Source organism: Enterobacter cloacae complex sp. 382A5 (genome assembly GCF_050031095.1).
GTDB lineage: Bacteria > Pseudomonadota > Gammaproteobacteria > Enterobacterales > Enterobacteriaceae > Enterobacter > Enterobacter cloacae.
The window spans coordinates 2904813-2927608 of record NZ_JBLGVK010000001.1 but is presented as its reverse complement, the minus strand read 5'-3'; the positions used below and the strand labels follow the sequence as shown (position 1 = coordinate 2927608).

At 54.7% G+C, this 22796-nt stretch carries 22 protein-coding genes and 1 pseudogene; 11 read left to right on the top strand and 12 right to left on the bottom strand.

All coding sequences use genetic code 11. The annotated features are described in order from the left end of the window. Positions 1 to 40: 40 nt before the first annotated feature. Positions 41 to 1549 carry an anion permease gene (locus ACQG2G_RS13850; RefSeq protein ID WP_348595893.1) on the bottom strand — a complete coding sequence of 503 codons (1509 nt, stop codon included), beginning with the start codon at positions 1547 to 1549 and terminating at the stop codon, positions 41 to 43. A 608-nt stretch (positions 1550 to 2157) separates the two neighbouring features. Here ACQG2G_RS13850 and ACQG2G_RS13845 point away from each other — a divergent pair. Together ACQG2G_RS13845 and ACQG2G_RS13840 are read left to right on the top strand one after the other, a co-directional pair. Then, on the top strand, positions 2158 to 4938 hold the full coding sequence (locus ACQG2G_RS13845; RefSeq protein ID WP_248078926.1) for a flavocytochrome c: 2781 nt from the start codon (positions 2158 to 2160) through the stop codon (positions 4936 to 4938). A gap of 94 nt (positions 4939 to 5032) precedes the next feature. Next, a complete protein-coding gene (locus tag ACQG2G_RS13840) occupies positions 5033 to 5995 on the top strand; it encodes an FAD:protein FMN transferase (RefSeq protein ID WP_045292550.1) in 963 nt (320 codons plus the stop codon). On the opposite strand, the gene dcuR is transcribed toward ACQG2G_RS13840, so the two are convergent. Together dcuR and ACQG2G_RS13830 are read right to left on the bottom strand one after the other, a co-directional pair. Then, entirely contained in the window at positions 5976 to 6695 is a 720-nt protein-coding gene (gene dcuR / locus ACQG2G_RS13835) for a two-component system response regulator DcuR (RefSeq protein WP_013097755.1), read from the bottom strand. The two genes, ACQG2G_RS13840 and dcuR, sit on opposite strands and share 20 nt — an antisense overlap. Beyond that, positions 6692 to 8308, bottom strand: a complete 1617-nt coding sequence (locus ACQG2G_RS13830; RefSeq protein ID WP_013097754.1) for a sensor histidine kinase — start codon at positions 8306 to 8308, stop codon at positions 6692 to 6694. The genes dcuR and ACQG2G_RS13830 overlap by 4 nt, the downstream gene beginning before the upstream one ends. Positions 8309 to 8472: 164 nt before the next feature. Here ACQG2G_RS13830 and ACQG2G_RS13825 point away from each other — a divergent pair, with 164 nt between their 5' ends. Beyond that, entirely contained in the window at positions 8473 to 9336 is an 864-nt protein-coding gene (locus ACQG2G_RS13825; protein WP_061771403.1) for an N-acetylmuramic acid 6-phosphate etherase, read from the top strand. A gap of 56 nt (positions 9337 to 9392) precedes the next feature. On the opposite strand, the gene ompC is transcribed toward ACQG2G_RS13825, so the two are convergent. Continuing rightward, positions 9393 to 10559: a porin OmpC gene (gene ompC / locus ACQG2G_RS13820; protein WP_029882558.1), complete on the bottom strand. Its 1167-nt coding sequence runs from the start codon at positions 10557 to 10559 to the stop codon at positions 9393 to 9395. Between the two features lie 432 nt (positions 10560 to 10991). On the opposite strand from ompC, the gene drpB reads away from it, so the two are divergent. The 4 genes from drpB to ACQG2G_RS13800 all read left to right on the top strand — a co-directional run bounded on the left by drpB (position 10992) and on the right by ACQG2G_RS13800 (position 13975). Next, the gene (gene drpB, locus ACQG2G_RS13815) at positions 10992 to 11261 is read left to right on the top strand and encodes a cell division protein DrpB (protein WP_029882559.1); all 270 of its coding nucleotides are present in this window, start codon (positions 10992 to 10994) and stop codon (positions 11259 to 11261) included. A gap of 51 nt (positions 11262 to 11312) precedes the next feature. After that, positions 11313 to 12014 (top strand): phosphohydrolase, encoded by a 702-nt coding sequence (locus tag ACQG2G_RS13810; protein WP_013097750.1) that lies wholly within the window; start codon positions 11313 to 11315, stop codon positions 12012 to 12014. Between the two features lie 61 nt (positions 12015 to 12075). Further along, entirely contained in the window at positions 12076 to 13491 is a 1416-nt protein-coding gene (locus tag ACQG2G_RS13805) for a DNA cytosine methyltransferase (RefSeq protein ID WP_023619810.1), read from the top strand. Next, positions 13472 to 13975: a very short patch repair endonuclease gene (locus ACQG2G_RS13800; RefSeq protein ID WP_248078930.1), complete on the top strand. Its 504-nt coding sequence runs from the start codon at positions 13472 to 13474 to the stop codon at positions 13973 to 13975. Before ACQG2G_RS13805 ends, ACQG2G_RS13800 begins: the two co-directional genes overlap by 20 nt. Here ACQG2G_RS13800 and yedA read toward each other — a convergent pair. After that, entirely contained in the window at positions 13935 to 14849 is a 915-nt protein-coding gene (yedA, locus tag ACQG2G_RS13795) for a drug/metabolite exporter YedA (RefSeq protein WP_038419986.1), read from the bottom strand. The two genes, ACQG2G_RS13800 and yedA, sit on opposite strands and share 41 nt — an antisense overlap. Before the next feature lie 169 nt (positions 14850 to 15018). Between yedA and ACQG2G_RS13790 the strand changes: the two genes are divergently transcribed. The 3 genes from ACQG2G_RS13790 (at position 15019) to dgcQ (ending at position 17974) form a co-directional block, all read left to right on the top strand. Further along, complete coding sequence (locus tag ACQG2G_RS13790; protein WP_248078938.1) at positions 15019 to 15939, top strand: DUF808 domain-containing protein; 921 nt, start codon at positions 15019 to 15021, stop codon at positions 15937 to 15939. A gap of 78 nt (positions 15940 to 16017) precedes the next feature. Next, positions 16018 to 16200, top strand: a complete 183-nt coding sequence (locus ACQG2G_RS13785; RefSeq protein ID WP_013097745.1) for a YodC family protein — start codon at positions 16018 to 16020, stop codon at positions 16198 to 16200. A 73-nt stretch (positions 16201 to 16273) separates the two neighbouring features. Then, positions 16274 to 17974 carry a cellulose biosynthesis regulator diguanylate cyclase DgcQ gene (gene dgcQ / locus ACQG2G_RS13780; RefSeq protein ID WP_061772569.1) on the top strand — a complete coding sequence of 567 codons (1701 nt, stop codon included), beginning with the start codon at positions 16274 to 16276 and terminating at the stop codon, positions 17972 to 17974. Here the strand turns inward: dgcQ and ACQG2G_RS13775 are convergent. Continuing rightward, positions 17959 to 18789: a mannosyl-3-phosphoglycerate phosphatase-related protein gene (locus tag ACQG2G_RS13775; protein WP_061772570.1), complete on the bottom strand. Its 831-nt coding sequence runs from the start codon at positions 18787 to 18789 to the stop codon at positions 17959 to 17961. The genes dgcQ and ACQG2G_RS13775 overlap by 16 nt on opposite strands. Positions 18790 to 19059: 270 nt before the next feature. Next, entirely contained in the window at positions 19060 to 19287 is a 228-nt protein-coding gene (gene yodD / locus ACQG2G_RS13770) for a YodD family peroxide/acid resistance protein (protein WP_013097742.1), read from the bottom strand. A gap of 128 nt (positions 19288 to 19415) precedes the next feature. Between yodD and dsrB the strand changes: the two genes are divergently transcribed. After that, a complete protein-coding gene (gene dsrB / locus ACQG2G_RS13765; protein ID WP_013097741.1) occupies positions 19416 to 19604 on the top strand; it encodes a protein DsrB in 189 nt (62 codons plus the stop codon). 88 nt (positions 19605 to 19692) lie between these two features. Here the strand turns inward: dsrB and rcsA are convergent, their stop codons facing one another. From rcsA to fliO, 5 genes and pseudogenes are all read right to left on the bottom strand, one after another. Then, a complete protein-coding gene (gene rcsA, locus ACQG2G_RS13760) occupies positions 19693 to 20316 on the bottom strand; it encodes a transcriptional regulator RcsA (RefSeq protein WP_013097740.1) in 624 nt (207 codons plus the stop codon). Between the two features lie 279 nt (positions 20317 to 20595). Beyond that, positions 20596 to 21397: pseudogene (fliR, locus tag ACQG2G_RS13755) on the bottom strand (flagellar biosynthetic protein FliR). A 7-nt stretch (positions 21398 to 21404) separates the two neighbouring features. Next, the gene (fliQ, locus tag ACQG2G_RS13750) at positions 21405 to 21674 is read right to left on the bottom strand and encodes a flagellar biosynthesis protein FliQ (RefSeq protein ID WP_008500315.1); all 270 of its coding nucleotides are present in this window, start codon (positions 21672 to 21674) and stop codon (positions 21405 to 21407) included. A 10-nt stretch (positions 21675 to 21684) separates the two neighbouring features. Then, positions 21685 to 22422: a flagellar type III secretion system pore protein FliP gene (gene fliP / locus ACQG2G_RS13745; protein WP_013097738.1), complete on the bottom strand. Its 738-nt coding sequence runs from the start codon at positions 22420 to 22422 to the stop codon at positions 21685 to 21687. Beyond that, the gene (fliO, locus tag ACQG2G_RS13740; RefSeq protein WP_061772573.1) at positions 22422 to 22796 is read right to left on the bottom strand and encodes a flagellar biosynthetic protein FliO; all 375 of its coding nucleotides are present in this window, start codon (positions 22794 to 22796) and stop codon (positions 22422 to 22424) included. The genes fliP and fliO overlap by 1 nt, the downstream gene beginning before the upstream one ends.

Sequence of the window (22796 nt, the reverse complement as noted above, 5' to 3'; positions counted from 1 at the left end):
AAAAATAAAACCGCCGGAGGAGAAGTCCGGCGGTCAGGAATCAGAACATCATGGACATCCACGGATAACCAATCAGCAGCAGGGCCGCCAGGAAGATGGCACCGAAGATAGTGCCCAGGCGCCAGTAGTCTTTGGTTGGCAGGTAGCCACTACCGTAGTAAATCGGGCTTGGGCCGGTACCGTACGGGGTGATGATCCCCATCACACCCAGCGAGGTCACCATCAGCAGGACGAAGACTTCCATATTCATGCCCGGAATGGTGGAGGCGATGGTCAGCATCGCCGGCAGCAGCGCGGTGGTGTGCGCGGTGGTGCTGGCAAACAGGTAGTGCAGCAGGTAGAACGCCAGCAGCAGTACGATGGTGGCAACGCCCGGCGAGATACCGCTCATTAACAGACCGCCCTCTTTACCCAGCCAGCTGATAAAGCCGGTAGAGGAGAGGCCATCCGCCAGCGCGACCAGGGTGGCGAACCAGACGAAGGTATTCCACGCGGCTTTATTGCCGGTGATATCGTTCCACTCCAGCACGCCGGTCCACAGCATCAGACCCACAATCAGCAGGGCTGCCATCGCCGGTTCAATCCACGCGGCGGCGAAGATCCACATCAGCAGCGCACAGCACACGAACACCAGCAGCAGAATTTCATTGCGGGACAGTTTGCCCAGTTTTTCAAGTTCACGGGTTGCCCACAGCGGTACTTCATTATTCACTTTGACTTCTGGTGGGTAGAACCAGTAGGCCAGCAGCGGCATGGTCAGAATCAGCAGGATGCCCAGCGGCAGGAAGGCGAGGAACCAGGTACCCCAGGAGATATCAATCCCTACCGTTCTTTTCACCAGCGCCAGTGCCAGCAGGTTCGGCGCAAGGGCGGAGAGGAACATCGAGCTGGTGATACAGGCCGCGGTGATCGCCACCCACATCAGGTACGAACCAATTTTACGCGCGCTTGGGTCGTTTGGTTTTGAGCCATACAGCGGCGGCAGGTTAGCGATGATCGGGTAGATGGTCCCGCCGCTACGTGCGGTGTTGGACGGCGTAAACGGTGCCAGCAGCAGGTCCGCGAAGGTGATGGCATAACCGAGCGTCAGGCTGCGACGGCCGAGATATTTCACCAGAATCAGCGCCAGACGGCGGCCGAAGCGGGTTTTATCATAGCCCGCGGCGAACATGAAGGCACCGAAGATCAGCCACACAGTCGAGTTACCAAACCCGCTGACCGCCCACTTAAAGGAGGCACCCGCCAGCTTGAATTTCGGGTCGGCCAGCTGTTCAGGGCTGAACAGCACCCACTGGCTGCACAGCGCAATCGCCACCACGCCAGTCAGACCGATCACCGCGCCCGGCAGCGGTTCGAAGATTAAGCCGACGATCACGCCGACAAAGATCGCGAAGTAGTGCCACGCATAAGGCGGCAGTCCTTCTGGTACCGGAACAAACAGCAGCAGGACGGCGACGATGACGGGCAATGCCATCATCAGCAGTCGTTTTGCTTTCCCATTTGATGCCTGGTTCGCCACAGGGGGCGTTACAGCAGTTTTTGTATTCATAGTTTCACGTCTTAAGTTGTCAAAAATTCGGTCGCACTGAAAAACAAAATTGCTTTCTTAAGTTTCTTTGCTTTTTTTAGTTATTAAAGGTGCTGATTTGTATTTTCAGTAATAGCGGTTTAACGCATTTTGGTTTGCGCTAAATTAAAAATTGATGATGTTTTTATATTGCGCTTTTGGATGCCATAACTATTGATCACGATCAAAAAAAGAGAATTGCAGCGGTATTTTTATGCTTTTATTAATAACCACTCTGGCGTATGTGGGTATTACGTATATTATGAGTTCAATTTATCATTTCTGTAACAATGTCGAATTTTGATAATTTTTATATGATTGATTTGTATGGGTTTTATTGGTTTTTGGAGAAATGGTTTTACCATTGGTCATTTAACGAATTTTAAATTATTGTGAATGGCTAAATTACAATCGCTAACACCAATGTATTATTTGTGTTATCGCAGGGATTAAATAGTTTTTTAACTAACGTAATAACTTTAGAAACTAAAAAAATCATTATATTAATATCATGACATCGGCAAATAACGACGAAATAAAAAATCAATCCGATAACGAATTCTTAATTTTTAAAGTTTGGAGTTTCAATTATGAGCACTAACGAACGTATTCTGAGCCCCTTCACATTACCGAATGGCACCGAACTGAAAAACCGTTTGTTAATGGCACCCATGACCACCTGTACCGGCTATTACGACGGCACGGTCACCAGCGAGCTGGTGGAGTACTATCGGGCCCGTTCCGGCAGCATTGGTACCATTATTGTTGAATGCTGCTTTATCGATGATCTCGGCCTTGCGTTCCCCGGCGCGATTGGTATCGATAATGACGAGAAAATCGCCGGGCTGGCGAAAATCGCGGACGCCATTAAATCCAAAGGCTCGAAAGCCCTGCTGCAGATCTACCACGGCGGCCGTATGGTCGATCCAAAACTGATCGGGGGCCGCACGCCGGTTGGCCCAAGCGCCGTTGCCGCGCCGCGTGATGGGGCCGCCACGCCGGTTGCCCTGACCGGTGAAGAAGTGGAAGGCATGATCGGCAAGTTTGGTGAAGCCGTACGCCGCGCTATCCAGGCCGGTTTCGACGGGGTTGAAATTCACGGCGCAAATACCTACCTGATTCAGCAGTTCTACTCCCCGAACTCTAACCAGCGCGACGACGAGTGGGGCGGCAGCCGCGATAACCGCGCTAAATTCCCGCTGGCGGTGCTGGATATCACGCACAAAATGGTGCGCCAGTACGCGGACGACGCGTTCATTATTGGCTACCGTTTCTCCCCTGAAGAGCTGGAAGTCCCGGGCATCCGCTTTGAAGACACCATGTACCTGCTGGAAAAACTGGCGGCACGCGGTGTGGATTATCTGCACTTCTCCGTGGGGGCGACCCTGCGTCCTTCCATTGTCGACACCCAGGACCCAACCCCGCTCATCAAAAAATATTGCGCCATGCGCTCTGAAACCCTGGCTCAGGTTCCGGTGATGGGTGTCGGCGGCGTGGTAAATGCCGCTGACGTTAACGAGGCGCTGGATAGCGGTTACGACCTGATTGCCGTGGGCCGCGCCACCATCGCTTACCCGGACTGGACTGACCGGATCGCGGCCGGTGAAAGCCTGGAGCTGTTTATGGACAGCACCAAACGCGAAGATCTGAGCATTCCTGAACCGCTGTGGCGTTTCTCGCTGGTGGAAGCGATGATCCGCGATTTGAGCATGGGCGAATCAAAATTCAAACCAGGCATGTTCACTGAGAAGGTGCAGGACGATGTTAACGAACTGGTAATCAACGTTAGCCTGGAAACCGATCGCATCGCCGATATTGCGCTGGCGTCTGGCCCGAGCGAAGACGTTGAGTTTGTCACCAGCTTTGAAGAGATCCGCACCCGCATTCTGGACGCCAACACCCCGCACGTGGATGCCATCACGGGTGCAACCAGCCAGAGTGAAGCGGTGAAAAAAGCGGTCTCTAAAGCGATGCTGAAATCCAGCAAAGCGCTGGCGGCAGAAGAGGGCGCTGACCCGAACGCGACCCGCAGCGTGGATGTGGTGGTAGTGGGTAGCGGCGGTGCCGGTCTGGCCGCAGCCATTCAGGCCCACGATGAAGGCGCGAGCGTGCTGATCGTTGAGAAGATGCCAACCATCGGCGGGAACACCATCAAAGCTTCTGCCGGGATGAATGCCGCCGAGACGCGCTTCCAGCGGGTGAAAGGGATCCAGGACAGCAAAGAGCTGTTCTACCAGGAGAGCCTGAAAGGGGGCGGTAACAAGAACAACCCGGAACTGCTGCGCCGCTTCGTGGAGAATGCGCCGCAGGCGATTGAATGGCTGGCAACCCGCGGCATTATGCTGAATGACATCACCACCACCGGCGGGATGAGCATTGACCGTACGCACCGTCCAAAAGACGGCTCTGCGGTAGGCGGCTATCTGATCAGCGGCCTGGTGCGTAACGTCAATAAGCGCAACATCGACGTAATGCTTGATACGTCCGTCAGCGACATCCTGTTCGAAAACGGCGAAGTCACCGGCGTGCGTCTGATCACAGAAGAGAACGAAACCCTTACCGTGACCACTAAAAGCGTCATTGTCGCCACCGGTGGCTTCAGCGCCAACAGCCAGATGGTGGTGAAATACCGCCCTGACCTGGAAGGTTTTGTCACCACCAACCACAAAGGGGCAACCGGCGGCGGTATCGCGCTGCTGGAACGCATCGGTGCCGGTACGGTAGATATGGGTGAAATTCAGATCCACCCAACCGTTGAGCAGAAAACCTCGTACCTGATTTCCGAATCCATTCGCGGCGGCGGAGCGATTCTGGTGAACCAGCAGGGGAACCGTTTCTTCAATGAGATGGAAACTCGCGATAAAGTCTCGGCTTCAATCATCGCACTGCCGGAGAAATACGCGTATATCGTCTTTGACGAGCACGTTCGTGCCAAAAACAAAGCGGCGGATGAGTACATCGCCAAAGGCTTTGTGACCAGCGCCAGCTCGCCAAAAGCCCTGGCCGAGGCGCTGGGAATGGATTACCACGCTTTCCTGGCGACCCTTGAGCGCTACAACGGCTTTGTTGAAAAACAGTATGACGATGATTTTGGCCGTACCACCGCGCTGCGTGCGCCCATCAACGAAGGGCCGTTCTACGCCATTCAGATTGCGCCGGGCGTGCACCACACCATGGGCGGCGTGACCATCAACACCGAAACCTGCGTGCTGGACAGCAACCACAACGTGCTGCCAGGGGCGTTTGCGGCCGGTGAAGTGGTCGGCGGGATCCACGGCGGTAACCGTATCGGCGGTAACGCGGTGGCAGATATCATTATTTTTGGTACGCTTGCAGGACATCAGGCGGCTATGCGTTCGAAAAAGCAGTAAGACCCCTGTGTTGTATGCCGGATACGCGCAGCGTTATCCGGCATTTTCCCCGGCGGCGCGGTGCTTGCCGGGGCTACATCTGAGGACTCATGCTATGCCTGATGACCATCGCGTTTACAGTTATTCCGCCGTCCTGATGGGATCGCCCATTCTCCTCAAACTCTTTTCCCATGACGAAGCCCTCGCCTCCCGCGTGTTTCGCCTGATCAAACAGTACGAAGATCTGCTTACCGTTAACCGCGCGCACTCTGAAGTTATGGATATCAACCATGCGGCGGGGCAGCGGCCCGTCAGCGTCAGCCGTCCGGTGTTCGAGCTGATCCGCTGCGCAAAAGCGGCGAGCCTGCTCAAGGACAGCGCGTTTAACCTGGCGATTGGCCCGCTGGTGAAACGGTGGAAAATCGGCTTTCGCGGCGACAGCGTGCCGCCCGCCGAAGACATCGCCGCCTTGCTGGCGATTACCCGTCCTGAGGATGTGGTGCTGGACGAGGCCAGCAGTAGCGTCTTTTTGACCCAAAAAGGGATGGAGATCGACCTGGGCGCCATCGCCAAAGGCTATATCGCCGACAGGGTGCGGGATTATCTGCGCAAAGAGGGTGCTGAACTTGGGCTGATCAACCTCGGGGGCAATATCCAGACGCTGGGCTCGCCGGAGGGGGGCTGGAGCGTGGGGCTTAAAAAACCGTTTGCGGGTGATGAGCTGATCGGCGCGATGACGGTAGAGAACCGCTCCGTGGTGACGTCGGGAACCTATGAACGCTACTTTGAACAAAACGGCAGGCGCTACCACCACATCCTGGACCCGCGTACCGGGTATCCGCTGGATAACGAACTGGACAGCGTGACCATCATTTCAAACGATTCTATCGACGGGGATATCTGGACCACGCTGATGTACGGCATGGGTGTGGAGAAAGGCTGTGCGGTGCTGCGCGCGCGTCCTGATATAGAAGCGATCTTTGTGACCAAAACAAAAGAAGTGGTGCTCTCTTCAGCGCACCACTTCCGCTTTACTTTACTGGATAATAGTTACCGCATTACTGACAGTACTGTTTGAGCAGGCCTGTCTGCTCGGGCTGGAGACGGTAACGATATACCGGGCGCCCGGTAGCGCCGTAGTGAATGCTGGTGAACAGGATATTGATTTGCGCCAGCCAGATCAGATATTTGCGGCAGGAGACGCGCGAGATATTCACTGCACTGGCCAGGTCATCGGTGGAAAACTCGGTCTCCGGGTGAGCGTCAATCCACTGGCAGATGGTGCGCAGCGTTTGCGGCGTTAACCCTTTTGGCAGCTTTTTGCTGTCTGCCAGCTCCGGCGCGCCGCCGTGGATCAGCCTGTCGACGTCCGCCTGCTCATAATACTGGTGCGAGCCCATCAGGCTGTGCTTTGCCTTCCAGCCGTTCAGCGCCTCTTCAAAGCGCGGGAACTGGAACGGTTTAATCAGATAATCCACCACGCCGTAATGGATAGAGGTCTGGATTGTCGCGGCGTCCGCAGCCGAAGAGATCATAATGACATCGATTGGGCGACCGGAGGCGCGGATCACCGGCAGCAGATCCAGCCCGTTATCCTGCTGCATGTAGACATCCAGCAGCACCAGATCAACCGGCTGGGCAGGGTTGTTAATAATGGCCTCGGCCTGGTTCAGCGTGGAGGCGACGCCGCAGCAGCTAAAGCCTTCAACACGGTTAACATACAGACGGTTGAGGTCGGCTACCATGGCGTCATCATCGACAATTAATACATTTATCACGCGATATTCCTCTCGCTATCCCAGGGGATGTGAACAAAAAATTGGGTAAATACGCCAGGTTCAGATTCGACGGTGATATCACCGCCCAGGTTCTGAATTTGCTGGCGGGCAAGGAACAGCCCAACGCCCCGGTTTTCACCTTTTGTTGAGAAGCCTTTAGTAAAAATAGTCTCCAGCTGGGCGGGATCAATTCCCGGGCCGTCATCGCTGACTTCACAGCTGAGCCAGCCATTCTGATAGTGCAGCAGCAGGGTGATTTCGCCTTCCGGCTGGCCCTCCATCGCGTCCAGTGCGTTTTCAATCAAATTACCGAGCACGGTGACCAGCACCGCGACCTGCTCTTCGTTGGCGGTATCCGGTATCTGGCACTCATCCGCCAGGGTGAGGGTGATCCCCGCTTCTTTCGCCCGGTTGATTTTACCCAGCAGGAACCCGGCAATCACCGGGGATTTCACCTTGCTCTGGATGGTGCCAATGTCAGTCTGATAATTGTGCGCTGTCTGCAGGATGTACTCTTCCAGTTTGTCGTAGCGCTTGATATGCAGCAGGCCCAGGATCACGTGCAGTTTGTTCATAAACTCGTGCGTGTGGGCGCGCAGGGCATCGACGTAATTCACCATGCCGTCGATGCGCTGCATCAGCTGGCTGATTTCGGTTTTATCGCGGAAGGTGGTGATGGCGCCTATCACCCGCTCCTGGCTTTTCACCGGCACCATGTTGCACAGCAGCAGCCGTCCGTTGCAGCTGATCTCCTGATCCTGACGCGCGATGCCCGTCTTTGACACCTCACGCAGGCTGGCCAGCAGGGGCGCGCTGGCGTTTTCGGTCTGCTTGCCGGAGGGCAGGAGCAATATCTCTCTGGCGGTGTGGTTTATCATCGTCACGCGGCCATGAATATCGACCGCTAACACTCCTTCGCGCAGCGACTGCAGCATCGCCTGACGTTGTTCAAACAGCGCGGAGATTTCATACGGCTCCAGCCCGAACAGGATGCGTTTCAGAACGCGAACCAGTCCCCAGATCGCCATGGAGCTCATAAAGATACTGAACAAAATGGTCCAGACGGCGTTGAGTCGCCCGCGGGCGATCTGGTCTTCTACTTTTTTAAGCGAGATGCCGACCACCACCACGCCGATCTGCTCGTGCTGGCTGTCATACACGGGCGTAAATACGCGAAGGGCTTCCGCGAGCGCGCCCCGGTTAACGGAGACGTTCTCTTTCCCTTCCAGCGCCGGGTTCAGATCGTCGCCGATGAAATGAAGGCCAATCAGCGCTTCATTCGGGTGCGAATAGCGAATACCGCGCATGTCGGTGACCACGGTCAGCAGCAGGTCGTTGCGTTTTGTAACGCCCTGGGCGATGGGCTGGATGATATCGGCCTGCGGCGGTTGCATCAGGCCGCGCTGGATCTCCGGGCTGTTCGCCAGCGTACGGGCAATACCCAGCGCCGTATCCTTGACGTCATCGCGGGTTGCCCGGGTGATCTGCACTGAATAGAGCGCAAAGACCAGCAGCAGCACAGAGGCGATGATCGCGCACACCATCAACGTGACCAGCGTGTTCAGTTTCATGGGGCGCTTGCGCGTCTGGGGAAAGGGCTGCAAATCGCTCATCAACACTCCGCGATGAAGAAGAAAGGGGTAATTATCGCCGATGACGCGCTTTTCTTAAAGCTGTGTAAAAGCATGCATTTGCTCCGCTTTTCGTGACCCTCCTCGCATGTCATCCATATAAAACACTTTATAGTGTGTGGGTACTCATAATAAGGAGGCTGTTTATGAGCATTATGCTTACCGGTTCGGTCAAGGAAAGACGGCACGCCAGCACGATGAATATCGATAGATTGTCCACGCTGGACATGCTGAAAGTCATTCACCAGGATGATGCACTTATCTCCGCTGCAATCACCCCTTTTTTACCCATTATTGCCCGTGTGGTGGATAACGCCGCCGCGACCCTGAGCCACGGGGGGCGTCTGGTTATGGTTGGCGCGGGGCCGTCCGGCTGTGTGGCGAAACAGGCGGCGGATGAGTATGCCCCGGGTAAAACCCCGGTGATGGCCATCACGGCGGACGACGATGCGACAAGCTACGAGCGCGGCGTTGCCGACCTGCAGGCGATTAACTTTGGCGAGCACGATATGATGCTGGCGGTCACCGTAAGCGGAAAAACGCCGTGGGTCTGGGGTGCCATGCGGCATGCGTGGTCGCTCGGTTCACCGGTGGCGGTGATTACCGATAATGCGCAAAGCGAAGCGGCGCAGCTGGCAAGTATGGTGATTGCGCCAGAGCTGGGCCCGGATGTGGTTGCCGGGTATCTCAACACCAAAGCGGCCATCGCGCAGAAAATGATCCTCTCTATGGTGACCACCGGGCTGGCCGTCCGCACCGGGCGGGTTTACAGCAACCTGCGCGTGGATCTGGAGGCGAGCAGCACCCAGTGGGCTGAACGGCAAATCGCGATCGTGATGGAAGCGGGGGGATGCACCCGAGCGGTAGCAAAAGCCGCGCTGGAGAGCTGTAACCATAACTGCAAAACGGCGGTGCTGATGGTGCTGACCGGGCTGGATGCCTGGAAAGCGCATGAGTTGCTTGCGCAGAACAACGGGTTCATTCGGGTGGCGTTGCAGGAAGCGCCGTAATAGAGCGCGCAGGAATAAAAAAAGGCCGCGATTGCGGCCTTTGGTGTTTTGGGGGATTAGAACTGGTAGGTCATGCCTACGCCAACGATGTCATCAGTGGAGATGCCATTGTCTTTATAGAAGCGATCATCGTTGTCCAGCAGGTTGATTTTGTAATCAACATAGGTGGAGAAGTTTTTATTGAAAGTGTAGGTCATGCCAAGGTCGATGTAATTGACCAGGTCCTGATCCACATAGTCGTAACCATTACCAGTATTGTAATCGTTACCGCCAATGTCTTTGCCTTTGGAGTAAACCCATGCCAGAGACGGACGCAGGCCAAAATCGAACTGGTACTGGGCTACGGCTTCAAAGTTCTGAGTTTTATTAGCGATACCAAAATCACCATATGGTGTCATGTTACGGGTTTCCGCATACATCATCGCCAGGTAAACACCTTCAGCATCGTATTTCGCGCCAACGGTCCAGGCTTCTGCACGTTCACCACCTGCATATGGGCTATAGCGGTTGTAGTTACCTGCACCATAAGCAACTTGTTTATTCGTACGGTCAGAAGAAGAGTAGGCCGCACCCAGGCTCAGGCCGAAATCGAAATCATAGGTGGTAGACATACCGAAGCCGTCACCATTCTGGAACCGTACATCTTCGTGACCGTTTTTGGTTCCTTCCTGATCTTCCTGAGCAAACTGGCCTTCATTCGCGCCCTGATATTGCAGCGCAAAATTCAGACCTTCAACCAAACCAAAGAAATCCGTATTACGGTAGGTCGCCAGACCGTTAGCACGGCCATTCATAAAGTTATCAGTCCAGGTGTAGGAATCACCACCAAATACCGGCAGCATATCGGTCCAGGCTTCTACGTCATAGACGACACCATAATTACGGCCATAATCAAATGAACCGTATTCGCCATACTTCAGACCTGCATAGGCCAGACGGTTAAAGGATTTATCACCGGCGGACTCAGTATTATTTGCGTAGGTTTTATATTCCCACTGGCCGTAACCGATCAGATCGTTGGTGATCTGGGTTTCACCTTTGAAGCCAACCTGCACATAGGTTTCATCGCCATCGTCGCCAGGGTTGTCAGAGAAGGTATGACGTGCATCGACTTTACCGTACAGGTCAACTTTATTACCGTCTTTATTGTACATCTCAGCGGCATTTGCTGCGCCAGCCATTAATAACGCGGGTACAAGAATGGCCAATACTTTTCTTTTCATTATATATTCCCTTTAGAGATAATTTATATGAATATATGTAATCACGCTCCGCAACTACAGCGTCGATACTATTCCAGGAAAGGGGGTTTAAGTTCAATAATAAATGTAATTAAATGGGTAAAAATATTACTAAATATTTCTAAGTGTCGCTTTATTTTTCTCGTGAATTATAATTTGAAATATATATTGGTTAATTATTGTTAAGTATTTTTCGTGGTTATTTTATTAATTCTATTATTAACCTAAATTATATTTCTCCGAATTAAACACTCACCAGTCGTCCTCTTCTGCAACCTTGCCCAGGATCAACTTAAGGCAAACTGAGCGTCAGAAACCTTCACACAGCACAGGGTTTAATGCCAAAATGTGACGGTTATCACAAAACCAGAGTAAGCATGTGCAAACGGTACGGCGGTGACCGTGGAGTGAAAGATGGAACGAAAAATCGAACGCAGCCTGGGAGGCAAACTGGCCCTGTGGGTGTTTTATGCTTTTTGCGGTTACTTTGTCTGGGCAATGGCCCGGTATATCTGGGTGATCAGTAAAATACCGTCGCTGCCGAATGCGGCAGTGGAAGGGGATTTGGGGTCGACCAGCGGCAAATGGCTTGGGGCATTGCTGGGGTTTCTGGTGCTGGGCACGGTCGGCCTGATCCTGGGTGGGATTGCGTGGTACACCCGTCCCCGTCAGGACAACTCGTGATAGCGTCCGGGAAAGTTGCTATTGTAACCATTTTAACAACAGGACGTGATGATGGAACTTACGCAGTGGCAGCAACGTTTTGAGCGCTGGCTCGGGGAAAACCACACCACCGACGACACCGCGCATGATATTTCCCATTTTCGTCGCGTCTGGATGACGGCGCAAAAAATCCTGGCTAACCAGGCGGTCGAGCCGCTGGTGATCCTGACCGCATGCTATTTCCATGATATTGTCAGCCTGCCGAAAAACCATCCTGAACGCGGCCAGTCATCCCAGCTGGCAGCGCGTAAAACGCGTGAGATCCTGCATCGCGACTTCCCGGACTTTCCCCCCGCGCATTATGACGCCGTGGCGCATGCTATTGAGGCGCACAGCTTCAGCGCCGGGATCGCGCCGCAGAGTCTGGAAGCGAAAATTGTGCAGGATGCTGACCGGCTGGAAGCGTTAGGGGCGATTGGCCTGGCGCGCGTGTTTGCCGTTTCTGGGGCGCTGGGCGTGCCGCTTTTTGACGCACGCGATCCCTTTGCTGACGCGCGAACCCTTGATGACCGGGCGTTTGCCCTCGACCATTTTCAGACCAAGCTGCTGCGCCTGCCTGATACAATGCAAACAGAAATGGGGCGCGAGCTGGCACGCCACAACGCCGATTTTCTCATCCAGTTTATGGCAAAACTGAGTGCCGAATTACAGGGTGACTGCCTGGGGCTGGATAGCCAGGTACTGAGCCGCTTCCGCCGCAGTTTGCACCGTTGAACTGTGGTAATCTGTTTCCAGTCTTTATTGTCCGGTTAAAAGAATGCAGGAAAATCGATCAGTGAGTGAGCCCGCACCTGAGCAGGCTGAGAAATCAACGGCAACGGTGCAGGCGCTGCTGCGCCAGCTGCTGGATATCTATGATGCCAAAACCCTCGCCAGCCAGCTCATGGCACACGGCGAGGGTCACTGGAGCCCGGCAATCATTAAGAGACTTATCACCAGCGAGCGGGCAGGGCATCGCCTGAGCGACGGCGAGTTTCGTTATCTGCAAACATTGCTTCCGCGTCCTTCCGCCGCCCATCCCCATTATGCCTTCCGCTTTATCGATCTGTTTGCCGGTATCGGGGGCATTCGACACGGATTTGAAGCCATCGGCGGACAGTGCGTCTTCACCAGCGAGTGGAACAAACACGCGGTCCGCACCTATAAAGCCAACTGGTATTGTGACCCGGACGCGCATCAGTTCAACGCGGATATCCGCGATGTCACGCTGAGCCATAAAAGCGGCGTGAGCGATGAAGAGGCGGCAGAGCATATTCGCCAGAACATCCCGGCGCATGACGTACTGCTGGCGGGCTTCCCGTGTCAGCCATTCTCGCTTGCCGGGGTATCGAAGAAAAATGCCCTCGGACGTGCCCACGGTTTTGCCTGCGATACGCAGGGAACCCTGTTTTTTGATGTCGCCCGTATTATCGATGCCCGCCGTCCGGCCATTTTTGTGCTGGAAAACGTCAAGAATTTAAAGAGTCATGACGGCGGTAAAACCTTCCGCATTATTATGCAGACGCTGGATGAGCTGGGCTACGACGTGGCGGACTCCCAGGATATGGGTGCCGATGATCCGAAAATCATTGACGGGAAACACTTCCTGCCCCAGCACCGGGAACGTATTGTGCTGGTCGGGTTCCGCCGCGATCTCAACCTGAAAGGTGATTTTACCCTGCGGGATATCCCGTCGCTCTATCCGGCGCGCCGTCCGTCCGTCGCCGATCTTCTGGAGCCCGCCGTCGACGCGAAATTTATCCTCACCCCGGTGCTGTGGAAGTACCTCTATCGCTATGCCAAAAAGCATCAGGCAAAAGGCAACGGTTTTGGTTTTGGCCTGGTCAACCCGAACGATCCGCACTGTGTCACCCGCACCCTGTCCGCGCGCTATTACAAAGACGGTGCGGAGATCCTGATCGATCGTGGCTGGGACAAAGCGCTGGGCGAGAAAGACTTTGATAACCCTGAGAACCAGCGTCATCGTCCTCGTCGCTTAACCCCACGCGAGTGCGCGCGGCTGATGGGGTTTGAGACGCCGCAGGGGTACAGCTTCCGCATTCCGGTCTCTGATACGCAGGCCTACCGACAGTTTGGCAACTCGGTGGTGGTGCCCGCCTTTGCGGCGGTGGCGAAACTGCTGTCCTCACGCATTAAACAGGCGGTTGCCCTGCGCCAGAGTGAGGCCGTCAATGACGGATGTGCACAATAAGGCGACGCGCAGTAAAAACATGCGTGCCATCGGCACGCGTGATACGGCGATTGAGAAACGCTTCGCCGGGCTACTGACTGAGGCAGGCTTTGACTTTCGGGTGCAGGATGCCGCACTTGCCGGGCGTCCTGATTTCGTCATTGATGCTTATGAGTGCATTATCTTTACCCACGGCTGCTTCTGGCACCGTCACGACTGCTATCTGTTTAAAGTCCCGGCGACGCGCACCGATTTCTGGCTGGAGAAGATTGGCAAAAACGTCCAGCGCGATCGGCGGGATATCGCCACGCTTGTCGAACAGGGATGGCGGGTGCTGGTGGTGTGGGAGTGTGCGCTACGCGGCAGACTGAAGCTGAACGATCGGGATCTGACCGAACGGCTGGAAGAGTGGATCTGCGGCGGCAGTCAGACCGCGCAGATCGACACTCAGGGCATTCATCCGTTTACGGTTTCTCCACCTGACACGGCACCACCTCAGGCTTAGCGGGCAGCAGGTATTTCCCCAGCGTGACCAGCACCACGGCAAACACAATTACGCCCAGCGCCAGCCATTCAACCGGCGACAGCGTTTCACCGCCGAGTCCCGTACCCAGCAGCACGGCAACCACCGGGTTAACGTAGGCGTAGCTGGTGGCGACCGCCGGAGAGACGTTGCGGATGAGGAACATGTACGCATTAATGGCAATGATGGAGCCAAACAGCGCCAGATAACCCACGGCGAGGAAGCCAGACAGATCCGGCATGGTTGTCAGCGTTTCGCCCGTCAGCGTGGAGGCAATCAGCAGCACAATGCCTGCGGCAAGCATCTCAATAGCGCCCGCCATCATGCCGGACGGCAGCTCAATACGCGAACCGTAGACGGAGCCAAACGCCCAGCTCATGGATCCGATAAGGATAATCACGGCCCCCCACGGGTTACCGCTCAGGTTGCCGCCGCTGTTGAGCAGAATGATCCCGGCGAGCCCAATTCCAATCCCCAGCCATTCCAGCTTGCGGGTGCGAATGCCGAAAAGACGGCTAAAGCAGAGCGTGAACAGCGGGACAGTGGCGACCACCACCGCCGCGATACCGGAGGGCACGTTCTGATGTTCAGCAACCGTGACAAAGCCGTTGCCCACGGCCAGCAGCAGCAGGCCAATCAGCGCCGCATTCAGCATCGGGCGTAGCGGAGGGAGTTTATGTCCGCGCAGCAGCAGGAAGGCCATCAGCAGGACGCCAGCCGAGAGAAAACGGATACCCGCCATCATCAGCGGAGGCCAGCTTTCCACCCCAATGCGAATGACGAAGTAGGTTGACCCCCAGATGATATACAGCGAAAAGAGCGCCCCGATGAGCGGTAGTAAGTGCCGAAAACGCATAGTCCCTCACGACGAAATAAAAAGTTCGCTCATAGTAAACGCCAAAACTACCGGGCTGGCGAGCCCTTTAATTGTGTAGTTGCTGTGAAATTTTTGTTGACGCAATGTGCCTGTTTCCGGGTGTGCGGTTTTGTTCCATACTATTCACTTAATTAGCAAAAAAAGAAGGATAGTCATTTTGGCGGGAAGTAGCTTATTAACATTGCTGGACGATATTGCCACCTTGCTGGACGATATTTCCGTTATGGGAAAACTGGCGGCGAAGAAAACAGCAGGGGTTCTGGGGGATGATTTATCGTTAAATGCGCAACAGGTAAGCGGGGTGCGGGCTAACCGCGAGTTGCCGGTAGTATGGGGCGTGGCGAAAGGCTCATTCCTCAACAAGGTGATTCTGGTGCCGCTGGCGCTGCTGATCAGCGCCTTTATCCCCTGGGCGATTACGCCGCTGCTGATGATTGGCGGCGCATTTTTATGCTTTGAAGGGGTAGAGAAGGTGCTGCACTCCTTCGCCGCGAGGAAGAAGCACGACACGCCAGAAATGCGCCAGCAGCGTCTGGAAGCGCTGGCGGCGCAGGATCCAAAAACCTTCGAACGCGATAAAATCAAGGGCGCCGTTCGTACCGACTTTATTCTGTCGGCGGAGATTGTGGCCATTACCCTGGGTATTGTGTCTGAATCGCCGCTGCTGAATCAGGTGCTGATCCTCTCCGGGATCGCCATTCTGGTGACGGTGGGGGTTTACGGCCTGGTGGGGCTTATCGTTAAACTCGATGATATTGGCTTCTGGCTGGAAGCGAAATCGAGCGCGGTAGCGAAAGGGATCGGTAAAAGCCTGCTGGTGCTCGCCCCGTGGTTGATGAAGAGTCTTTCCGTGGTGGGGACGCTGGCGATGTTCCTTGTCGGCGGTGGGATTGTGGTACACGGTATTGCGCCGCTGCACCATGCGATAGAACATTTTGCTGCACAGCAGGGCGCCGTGGTGGCGGCCATTTTGCCTACGCTGCTTAATCTGGTGCTGGGCTTTATTATGGGCAGTATCGTGGTCGCCGCAGTGAAGCTGGTTGAAATGCTGCGCGGTACGGCGCACTAATTGTTACCCGCGCCAGGATGCAAAAAGGCCATTCCTCGTCTAAATTGAAACAGTTTCACCCTGATACAGGAGGCAGGTATGGTCTTTTTGGTCAGTGATGAAGTTAAGCCTAAGAAGGGCGGCCCACGTATGATTGTCACCGGCTATTCCAGCGGAATGGTGGAATGTCGGTGGCATGACGGTTACAGCATCAAGCGGGAAGCGTTTCGTGAAGATGAGCTTCAGCCGGGTGACGGGCGGCAAAAGCGTGACAAGGCTTAATCACTTAACGCCCGGCCTTGCCGGGCGTTTTTATATCAAGTATCGGGTGTAAGGAAGCGATCAGGGAGTATGTGTGCAGCGTGATACCTTTGTTGTAAGACGAACTTTTCTGCAATGGCTGCATAAGCGTAGCAATCCAGGTGCGATTGTTAATCTCTGTTTTCTGGTGGTACTGGTTTTTTCGACCCTCCTCACCTGGCGTGAAGTGGTGGTGCTGGAAGATGCCTATATCTCAAGCCAGCGCAACCATCTGGAAACGGTGGCCACGTCGCTGGACAGACAGCTTCAGTTCAGCGTGGACAAACTGCTTTTTTTTCGCCAGAGCATGGGCGATGCGCTCCAGACGCCGCTGGCGTTTGATGTCCTGCGTGCAGCGGTGACACGCTTCAATGCAGACCGGTCTCGTCCTTTCTGGCAGCTGGCTGTGGATAAAAAACGTACGCTGCCCATCAACGGCGTATCGGATGCCTTTGTTGAAAAGACCACGCTGCTTAATCGCGACGATGAACTTCTCGATAATGAAGTGTCTGCTGCGCTTGAAGTGGGGTATTTGCTCAGGCTGGCCTCACCGGTCATGCGCAGCGAAGAACGGGTGGTCTATGTCTCCCGCGCCGGGTTTTACCTCTCCACGGATACACCGGCACAGAGCGCCGATATCATCCCGCGTTATTACCATTTGGTGACCCAGCCCTGGTTTACGCAGCAAACGGAACGTAATAACCGTGCGCGCGCGGTACTGTGGTTTATCTCCACACCGTCAACCTGGACGGGCAACGAGCGCATGATCACCGCCAGCGTACCCATCTATTTTGACCATTACTGGTACGGCGTGGTGGCGATGGATTTTTCTCTCAATACCATGAAACGTCTGCTGGCCGACGCGACGGATGACCACGCCGAGGGCGAATATCAGCTGTATGATACCCGACTCAATATGATTGCCTCTTCTGAAGCATCCACAAGCGAGGCCAACCATTTTGATGAGCGTGAAACGGCGCAGATTGCCCATGCCATTGAGAGCGATACCGGCGGCGGGATCCGGCTTGGCAGCCGTTTTGTCAGCTGGGAGCGGCTCGATCATTTTGACGGGGTTATCCTGCGGGTCCATACCCTGCATGAAGGCGTAAAAGGCGACTTCGGCAGCATCAGTATCGTGCTGGCGCTCCTGTGGGCGCTCTTCACCGCCATGCTGCTGATCTCCTGGCTGGTGATCCGCCGGATGGTCAGCAACATGTACACGCTCCAGCACTCGTTGCAGTGGCAGGCCTGGCACGATCCGCTCACCCGCCTCCATAACCGTGGGGCGCTGTTTGAGCAGGCAAAAGCGCTGGCCGGGCAATGTCAGGCGCAGTCGCTGCCGTTCTCGGTGGTGCAGATCGATCTCGATAATTTTAAAAGCATCAATGACCGCTTCGGCCATCAGGCCGGAGATAAGGTGCTGTCTCATGCGGCGGGGCTGATTGCCAGCGCCCTGCGTAAGAACGACGTTGCCGGGCGCGTGGGCGGGGAAGAGTTTTGCGTGGTCCTGCCGGGGATCGGGCTGGAGGAGGCGAGAGCGGTGGCGGAACGTATTCGCTCACGCATCGACAGCAAAGAGATCCTGGTGAAAAAGAGCACGACGTTGCGTATCAGCGCGTCGATGGGGGTCAGCTGCGCGCAGGAGAAGGGGAATTACGACTTCGAACAACTGCAGTCGATAGCGGATGCCCGGCTGTATCTGGCAAAACAGCGCGGCCGCAACCAGGTGGTCTGGGACGATCACGACAAGAAGTGATCCAGCCCTTCATGCCAGCCCGCCGGTCCTGCTTGCTGCGTGTGATACACCCGGGCAGGGTTATCGTCGCGCAGCGTGATGCCCTGGCGGTTAATGCCCTTGATCACCACCGCGAAGTCGACGCTGTCGAGCAGGGGCGCATCATTCGGACCATCGCCCAGCCCGAGCGTCGTGGGCATGATGCCTTCCTGTTCGCGATACTGCGCAATGAGCCAGTTCACCGCCACGTCCTTTCCGCAGCGGGCGTCCAGAATGTGCCAGAAGCGGGCACCCTGCAGGCATTTCAGACCGCGCTGCGCCAGCTCCTCTTCAAACTGCACCATTTTCTCATCGGTGTCGCGCCAGATGAGCGTGACAGAGGCTTCATGTTTACGCGCAAGCGTCGAACGATAGCGGCTCAGCCCCGTCCATTCGCCGATCACCCGGTCATCGACATCGTCAAAGGTGGTGAATTTATACCCTGCCTGCAGGCGGATTTGCTCAATGAACGGGCGAATGTCGCGGTGAAGCATTCCCATAGTATGGCGCTGCGCCTTTTCCCAACGGACATCGGGCTGGATGACCGCGCCGTTTTCGGCAATAAAGGGTAACCCCTCGAGGCCCAGATCCTGCTGAATATCCTGCATCTCCGCTGCGGTTTTGCTGCTGCACAGAATGAGCGGTACCTGAAAATCCTGCAGCTTATCCAGCCAGGGCATTGCCGGCTGCCAGGCGTAGGTATGAATATCCAGCAACGAACCATCCAGGTCGGAAAAAACCAGCAGGGTGTCCTGCAGGGAAGGCCGTGCAGCTCCCGATTGCGAATAGCGCTTCATCTAAGAATATTCCTAAAAAAATAGGACTGTCGGAAGGGAAACGTGCGGAACCGATCCCGCCAAACCCGCATTCGACGTACCTTGCTGCTCATAACAAAAATTCACGTTTAAAAAATATAATATTCGCCACGAGAATATATGCTTGTCAGGCAAAATCGTTGAGGATAGTGTTTCGACTACATCAGATTTCCTGGTGTAACGAATTTTCAAGTGCTTCTTGCATAAGCAAGTTTGATCCCGGCCATCCCCATGACCGGGATTTTTTTCGCCCTAACGATTCGCTTCAGACACGCTAAAGTCATGGATATCAAGCTCGAAGGCCTCGGCCAGTTCACGGTAGGTGTGATAATCCCTTCCGTTGACGATGACCCGGTCAGAGTTGTCATCCGTACGACGAACTTCTGACTCACTGATCTCATTGATGGCGGCCAACAGGGCATCGACATCCACTTCGACCTCGCGTTTGATGGTGTCGCTGTACTCTTTATCGGTCTTCATTTCGGGGTCCTCATTCAACCGTGTCCAACATTGATTATAGACTGAACACAAAAACGCCATTCGCGCGCCGTGGCGATGTGCGATTTTGCGTTTTGTTCTACACTGGCTCAAAACCACAGGAGGAACGTATGAAGGTTAACGATCGGGTTACTGTCAAAACGGACGGTGGACCGCGCCGCCCGGGGGTGGTACTGGCAATTGAAGAGTTTAGTGAAGGTACAATGTATCTGGTATCACTGGAAGACTACCCGCTCGGCATCTGGTTCTTTAACGAACTGGGGCATCCGGATGGCATCTTTGTGGAAAAAGCGGAGTAACACGGCATCGGGTGCCCGACAGCGCCCGTAAAAGCAAAAATCTCTGGCCAGGCCAGAGATCGTGTAGGGTACTCAAGGTCTTATGCAACTAACGCATGTTGACGAAAATCCCGTTCGTCACATTATCGGTCAGGCGGACAACGTGGTAGATCACTTGCTTATTATGGGTTTTAATCTTCCTTTTAATATTTCCTTTATGTGACGAAACGGTTTTGGCTTTAATATTCATCTGGTCTGAAATTTGAATCGTTCCTTGCCCGGCCATCCACATTCGCAGCATGCTTGATTCAGTTCTGCTTAATGATAGGGTGGGTAAGTTAACCGCTCCTACATTCTTAACTTCCTTATTCAAATAATCCCCCAGAATGTCATCCAGCGACTCTGGTTTTATCGATTTAGAACTGATCAATAAATTTTTACGGACCAACAAATACTCATCGAAATGGATATTTGCGATCGCCATAAAAACAATAAACAGGGTTTTAGGATGCTGATTAATGATTTGCTTAATGTGCTGACTGTTGGCTGGATCGTGAATGAAACAGTCCTCATTAATAAACACCACGCCTGGTTTGAGTTCATCACAAGCGGCTGCGAGCTCCTCAACGGTGTGTGCGTCGTTGATGTCTCTCTTTCTTACCCCTCTGCTTGCCAGATACCCGGTTAACCCTAGCCGGGTGTAGCTGCATAAATCCATAATGATCGTTGACATGGCATACCCTCACTCAATGCGTAACGATAATTCACCATCTGCCTGAGAGCTCATAAACAGCCATACGGGATGGAAAAAATTAATAAACCTGTGAGCATGACAAAGACTTTCAGGCGGACTCACTATCCCGTAAAGTTACGTATAATTTGCCAGGAATCATCTTAAAGTAAAGTAAATATTAAGTATTGTGAGGTGGTTAGAAACAATTAAACCGCGTCAGATATATCCTGGAAGATGTTTTTCGTGTTTTATTTTAGGAATATCCTCAGAAAGACAATATCAACTGTGAGGACTATTATTTACGTGGCAGCTCGCTGACAATATCCGCTAAGAGGTTGAATATCTCGCCGAATAAATGCTCACAGAAGGGGGCGATAAGTGGCATTAGCAATGACATTAATAAAATTCCCACCGTCAGCGTCAGCGGAAAACCAATGACGAACACCGACAGCTGCGGGGCCATGCGGTTGAGTAAACCCAACGCCAGGTTCACGGTCAGGAGCAGGGTGATGATCGGCAGCGCCAGCATCAATCCGTTGAGGAACACCAGCCCTGCGGCGCTGGTGAGTGCCAGGAACGCATTGCTGTTAACCGGGTTTTCCCCAATCGGCAACGTGTGGAAGGTGTCCACCAGCATGGAGATGAGCCACAGATGGCCGTTAAACGACAGGAAAAGCAGCATCGCCAGCATATCGATAATGCGCGCCAGCACCGGCATGTTGAGGTGGCTGCCGGGGTCGACAAACGTGGCGAACGATAGCCCCATCTGCAGGCCGATCAGTTCCCCGGCGGTGCGCACGGCCGCAAAGGCCAGCTGCATGGTAAAACCAACCGCGACGCCAATCAGAATTTGCTGCAACGCCACCCATACCGCATTGGCCGAGAAGATCGGAATATTCACCGGCGGCAGGGAAGGGGCAACGATGATGGTGATGATGATGCCCAGTCCCACTTTGACCCGCTTCGGGATCGCTTTCTCGCTCAGAATCGGGGCGGTGGTGATCAGCGCCAGGATGCGCAGCATGGGCCAGAAATAGACCCCAAGCCACTGAATCCACTGGTCGCTGGTAAAATGGAGCATCGTCGCGTCAGCCGATGATGTACGGCAGATTGGTAAACAGGTTACGCATGTAGTCCAGCAGCAGATTGAGCATCCACGGCCCGGCAACAATGATTGCCACGAACACGGCGATGATTTTCGGAATGAACGAGAGCGTCATTTCGTTAATCTGCGTGGCGGCCTGCAGAATACTGATGATCAGACCGGTCACCAGGGCGACAAGCAGCAGAGGCGCGGCAACGGCAATCGCGATTTTCATCGCTTCCGTGCCCATCATCATGACCGATTCTGGCGTCATTGCGCGCTCCTCAACTGTAGAAACTCTGCGCCAGCGAACTGACCAGCAGCTGCCAGCCGTCGACCAGCACAAAGAGCATGATCTTAAAGGGCAGGGCAATGGTGGCTGGCGGTACCATCATCATACCGAGCGCCATCAGTACGCTGGCGATCACCAGGTCGATAATCAGGAACGGGATAAAGATGGTAAAGCCAATCTGGAAGGCGGTTTTCAGCTCGCTGGTGACGTACGCAGGCAGCAGTATGCGCATCGGCACAGCTTCCGGGCCCTGCAGCTCACCGGTGTTGGAAAGGCGGGCAAAGAGGGCCAGATCCGCTTCGCGCGTCTGGCGCAGCATGAATTCACGCAGCGGCTGCGCGCCTTTCTCCAGCGCCTCCTGCATGGAGATTTTATCTTCACTGAACGGCTGGTAGGCGTCGGTATAAATCTTATCGATCACCGGCGACATAATAAAAAAGGTCAAAAACAGGGCCAGGCCCAGCAGCACCTGGTTTGGCGGCGCGGAAGGGGTACCCAGCGCGTTTCGCAGCAGGCCAAAGACAATGATGATGCGGGTAAAGCTGGTCATCATCAGCAGGATCGCCGGAATAAAGGTCAGCGAGGTGATGAACACCAGCGTCTGAACCGGGAGCGACCAGCTTTGTCCGCCGCCCGCCAGAGGGGTTGAAACCAGACCGGGCAGTTGCGCATAAACCGCAGGAGCAAACAGGCCAACGCCCGCGAGCGTCAGGGATAACAAACGGCGCATCAGGATCTCCCGGAACGCTTAAGCATACTCTTCATGACGGACTGGAAATCCGCAGGGGCTTCTGCACGCTCATCACTGATAGCAGGGGCGGGCGGCAGTTTATGTAAAACGTTGACGTTTGACGCGGTGACGCCCAGCACCAGCCGTGCGTCCTCAACGTCTACGATGACCACGCGCTCGCGTGGCCCCAGTGTTGTACTGGCGCTGACCTTCAGACCGCGCGTCCCGGCGGTTTTACCCGCCAGGCCAAAACGCTTCGCCAGCCAGGCGGCGATAAGAATAAAGGCAATAATACCGAGCAACGCGCCGCTCACCTGGAGCAGCGGTGAGCCGGGAACGGCGGAAGGTTGTGATACTGTTGCCTGGGTTTTCAT